The organism is Candidatus Afararchaeum irisae (genome assembly GCA_034190545.1).
GTDB lineage: Archaea > Halobacteriota > Halobacteria > Halobacteriales > Afararchaeaceae > Afararchaeum > Afararchaeum irisae.
On sequence record JAXIOF010000046.1, the window covers coordinates 1 to 4,154 of the forward strand.

Annotated in this window: 5 protein-coding genes; 3 read left to right on the forward strand and 2 right to left on the reverse strand. The window is 52.5% G+C overall.

Going from position 1 to position 4,154, the window contains the following annotated elements; translation table 11 throughout:
* Nucleotides 1–129: 129 nt before the first annotated feature.
* Together SV253_06150 and SV253_06155 are read left to right on the forward strand one after the other, a co-directional pair.
* Entirely contained in the window at nt 130–495 is a 366-nt protein-coding gene (locus SV253_06150) for a winged helix-turn-helix domain-containing protein (GenBank protein ID MDY6775644.1), read from the forward strand.
* 110 nt (nt 496–605) lie between these two features.
* A complete protein-coding gene (locus tag SV253_06155; GenBank protein MDY6775645.1) occupies nt 606–1,199 on the forward strand; it encodes a site-specific integrase in 594 nt (197 codons plus the stop codon).
* Here SV253_06155 and SV253_06160 read toward each other — a convergent pair.
* A complete protein-coding gene (locus tag SV253_06160) occupies nt 1,196–1,627 on the reverse strand; it encodes a PIN domain-containing protein (protein ID MDY6775646.1) in 432 nt (143 codons plus the stop codon). The two genes, SV253_06155 and SV253_06160, sit on opposite strands and share 4 nt — an antisense overlap.
* Nucleotides 1,624–1,854, reverse strand: a complete 231-nt coding sequence (locus SV253_06165; protein MDY6775647.1) for a ribbon-helix-helix domain-containing protein — start codon at nt 1,852–1,854, stop codon at nt 1,624–1,626. The genes SV253_06160 and SV253_06165 overlap by 4 nt, the downstream gene beginning before the upstream one ends.
* Before the next feature lie 521 nt (nt 1,855–2,375).
* Between SV253_06165 and SV253_06170 the strand changes: the two genes are divergently transcribed.
* Entirely contained in the window at nt 2,376–3,650 is a 1,275-nt protein-coding gene (locus SV253_06170) for a transposase (GenBank protein ID MDY6775648.1), read from the forward strand.
* Nucleotides 3,651–4,154: the final 504 nt, after the last annotated feature.

Genomic DNA, 4,154 nt, shown 5'->3' on the forward strand with positions numbered 1-4,154 from the left:
TCAGACATATGTATCACATATTGTGTAGTATAGTGTGCATACACTTAATGGTTGTTTTCTTTAGTAGACAGGTTGGTGTACTATGCTACACAAAATTTATATGTATTCACTCCCTATTTAGTAAATACGATGAGTGAAACCCAACAAAACACGGGTGAAGAGGACATGGAACTCGTGGACGACGACAACCTTGCGGACAACACAGAGATGCTAAACTTCTTGGGTGATAATCCTCGCGCACGGATACTCACTGTGTTGGTTCTCGAACGTGGGGATGATATTAGCATCTCGGAGCTCTGTCGTCTTGCTGGAGTTAGCCGTAGTACCGTGTACAAATACGACATAATCGATGACCTCGAAAAAATTGGAGCGGTGGAATCCCGTAACATGGCAGGAGGAAAGTTAGTCAAACTTAACTCGGACAATGATGTCGCTCAGAAATTCGTTGAGTTCGGGAAGTCTCTCACCCAAAACCGTCTCGGCCGCACTCGGTAAGTATCACTAACCGTGTACAGAACCCCCGAAGTAGACCACCATATACCACATCTCACCTCGGGGGCACCCTCTCCAACAGTCTTTTTACACGCTAACTTTATTAACCGTGCATGGTGCGTATAGACGACTCAGGCGACGAGGTGAAATGCTGGTTATCCTATCCCGACGAGGTCGACCTCCTATCTCGACAGGCACGCGAAGAAGACTGGAAGCGTAGGATAGCCGTGCTCTTGATGGGTAAGGTCGGGCTTCGAGCCAGCGGTGTACCTACGGCTCGACCTCGGGGTCTACAGTACAACGACGACGGAGAGTACTGGGAACTCGAAGTACGAGGTAAGAACACTAAGGGCGGCGAGAAAGCCACGAGAGACGCATACGTACCCCGAGGTGTGAAACGTGAGCTGGAGAACTACGCTAAAGAGAGAGACATAGCACCGTCTGAACCATACGTCGACGTCTCCGTGGACTCTATCCGTCGATGGGTACGTGAAGCCGCACAGAGTCTCGTAGATGCGGGAGAGTCCGAACGGTGGAGTCACGTGTCGAGTCACGATCTACGCCGTAGCTGGGCGACACACCACCTCGTTGAGAAGGACGTCTCCGTGCGTGTAATGATGGAGATAGGCGGCTGGTCGTCGTACCAGAGCATAGAACCGTACTTGGCTAAACCGACGCCGTCGACAATAGGGGAAGAACTCAGTTAGTCTATCTCTTCTAAGACCTCCCGTGTACGCACGACGTTGACCTTCTCAGCCACAGTATCCGTGTGAAAGTCCTTGTCACCGGTGACGAAGTAATCTGGCTTAGCTTCGAGCACCGAGGCGAAGACCTTAGCGTCGTTGCCTTCGCCTAATACATCGACTGCCTCACCGTACCGATCCTCGTACTCTTCTTCGGGGATAATATCGATGTCTATCAGCGCGGTGTCGAGAGCCTCAACTGCTCCCTGTTCGGAGATCCCGAAAGTACCTGACTTACGTACTGCTACTTCTTCGAGTTCATCATGACAGACCTCAGCTGTAACGAGATGTATACTCCGTGAGTCTAAGAGTTCAGCTTCAAGACCATCGAAGAAGATCCCCGAGATTAGAACGTTAGTATCCACGAAAGCAGTACTATTACCGGAGTTCATCCGTGTCTAACTTCGTCGAGTTCTTCGAGCATCTCGTCTTCACTCACGCCTGCGCGTTCAGCTAACTCACGTAGGGACTCACGTCGGTTCTCGGCGAGTAGTTTCCGGAGAGCCTCACGGATCACCTCACTCCGACTTGCGTACTCGCCCGTCTCTATGAGTTCGTCTAGCTCCTCCTCGACTTTCTCAGGTATACGTGCCTGTACTGGTTTCAGACTCTCCGACATGTGTACTCGTTTGTATTACAGAGCTAAATACGTATCGGCAGTACCCGAGGTGAGATACCACCCGTGGTCTACCTCGGTCGGTCTGACTCGCTGCGCTCTGGTTTGCCCGTGGGTTGTCCCAGTGCTTACGTCGTCAGACGCGAGCCGAAGATCCCTCGCCCTTCGTGAGTCCACCGAGGGGTTGGTTTTTCGGCTACTTCACGTCAACACCGGAGACGCGACGGTTGGGTTTCTGGTGCTAGATGGTATCTCGAAAGAATGGTCAGTGAGGTAGTTGAGCCTGACACTCCGAGCTAATGGTTCTCGCTCGCCCGTCTCCCTTCACAGAATTTCGAGGCGGATGCCACGGGGTCGTTCGGAAATCAGAGATTTCCGTGATGACGAAACGCTTCGCGTTTCGAACCACTTGACCCCGTGGAGGAAGCCGACACTCGCTGACTCAAACAACGCTCAACAGCAGGGCCGACTCCCCCACAATAATATAAATGTTCATATGGTAATAACTCTAAATGTGAACCACGATGGACGATGACGCGCCACGACGCACCGTCAACATCAAACTCGACGTACCCGACGAGCGTCGCGGCGACCTCCATCAAACCAAAACCCAATTTCTCCACTGTGCCAACCGCACAAGCGAGTGGGCGTGGCGCTACGACGAACTCTGCATCACCAGCAAGAGCAAAGCTGAAGACGCCCTGTACAACGACTTGCGTGAGGAAACCGACCTCACCGCCAACCTCGTCCAGAAAGGAATTCGACGTGCTATCGAAGCCGTCCAAGGCGGCGTCGAGAAGCTGAAGAAAGGCGAGAAAACGAGTCAACCAGAATTTGACTCGTGGAGCGTCGTCTACGACAAACGCTCTGCGACGTTCAACGCCGACCACGCGACCCTCTCCACACCGAACGGCAGAGTCAAAACTGACTACGTTCTCCCACCGGAAGGCGAACGTGAGGACACACCGTTTGGTCGGTACTACGAGAACGACGACTGGGATGCCTCAAACGCCACACTCCAGTACGACGAGGAGAATGACACGTTCTACCTCCACGTCACGTTGAAAAATCCAGACTACGAGGTTGACGGCACAGAACGCCAAGAAGCCGAGTTACCCGACGACCACGAAAAGAACGGAGTGGTTCTTGGAGTGGACTTGAACGTGACCGGCGCGTTCGCCGTCACCTCCACAGGTGCGTTCATCGGCAGTGCTGATTATCTGAACCACAAGCGCGACCAGTACGAGCAACGCCGCGCCAAACTGCAACAGACTGGAACGCGGTCAGCACACCTCACCATCAAATCCATCGGAAGCGCGTTCAGCGAGTGGTCGCTGGACTGGTTACATAACCGAGCGAACGACCTTATCGCGGAAGCCCACAACGCAGATGTGGACGGCATTATTTTCGAGAATCTTGACCACATCCGCGAACACATTGCGAACGGGTCGAAGTTCCAGCAGTGGGCCTACGCGAAGTTCGTGGAACTTGTGAAGTACAAGGTCGAATCCACAGAACTGTTCGTTGACTTCGTGAATCCGGCGTACACAAGCCAGCGGTGCTCGCACTGTGGGTTTACTCACGAAGACAACCGAGACGACAAGCAGTTCGCGTGTCAGGACTGTGAATACGAGGCAAACGCCGATTACAATGCGGCGAAGAACATTGCCAACCGATACTGCGGGTATATTCATCGCGGGCAGAAGTCTCGCGGTGGATGGGCCACCAGTCAACTGGCCCTCAAGTCAGGGACGTTGAACGTGAACGGTGATTACACACCTGCCGAATTACTCGGCTAGAACGGGAGTTGTGAAATCTCTGATTTCACAATCCACAAGATCGAAGATCTTGTGAAGTCCACTGGCAAGCCTCGTTCGCAAATCTTCGATTTGCGAGCCCGCGAGAGCAAAGCTCTCGGGACGGGGCTTGACCCCGAGGTTGTTGACACGTTCCGGTCTTTCGCGCTTCCATACAGGGTTTATAGTTGAGAGAGATATATTGGAGTTCTTCTTTGGAGGTGGTTGGGAGAAGGGCTAGACAACAGGAGGGCGGCGGGCGTATTGTTGTTGTACTGCGGTTTACTAAGAATTTTTGGTGGTTAGAGTGAGAGCTAACCAACATTTTCTAAATATTGTCTAGAGATGTTGGTTAGCTAGGGAGAGAAATACACTCCAAAGCGGGTGTGGTGGTGTCGGTGTTAAGCTGGGTCAGGTGACTCAGGTTAACACCTATACACCTTATACGTAATACAGGAGAATACCTGACCCTTCAGGGTCAGGATGAATCCGTTAAACTACTCACCA

Bases quoted from the DNA above. Each gene is read 5' to 3' on its own strand.
- SV253_06170 (MDY6775648.1), top strand. From the start codon at position 2,376: ATGGACGATGACGCGCCACGACGCACCGTCAACATCAAACTCGACGTA.
- SV253_06155 (MDY6775645.1), top strand. From the start codon at position 606: ATGGTGCGTATAGACGACTCAGGCGACGAGGTGAAATGCTGGTTATCC.
- SV253_06160 (MDY6775646.1), bottom strand. From the start codon at position 1,627: ATGAACTCCGGTAATAGTACTGCTTTCGTGGATACTAACGTTCTAATC.
- SV253_06165 (MDY6775647.1), bottom strand. From the start codon at position 1,854: ATGTCGGAGAGTCTGAAACCAGTACAGGCACGTATACCTGAGAAAGTC.
- SV253_06150 (MDY6775644.1), top strand. From the start codon at position 130: ATGAGTGAAACCCAACAAAACACGGGTGAAGAGGACATGGAACTCGTG.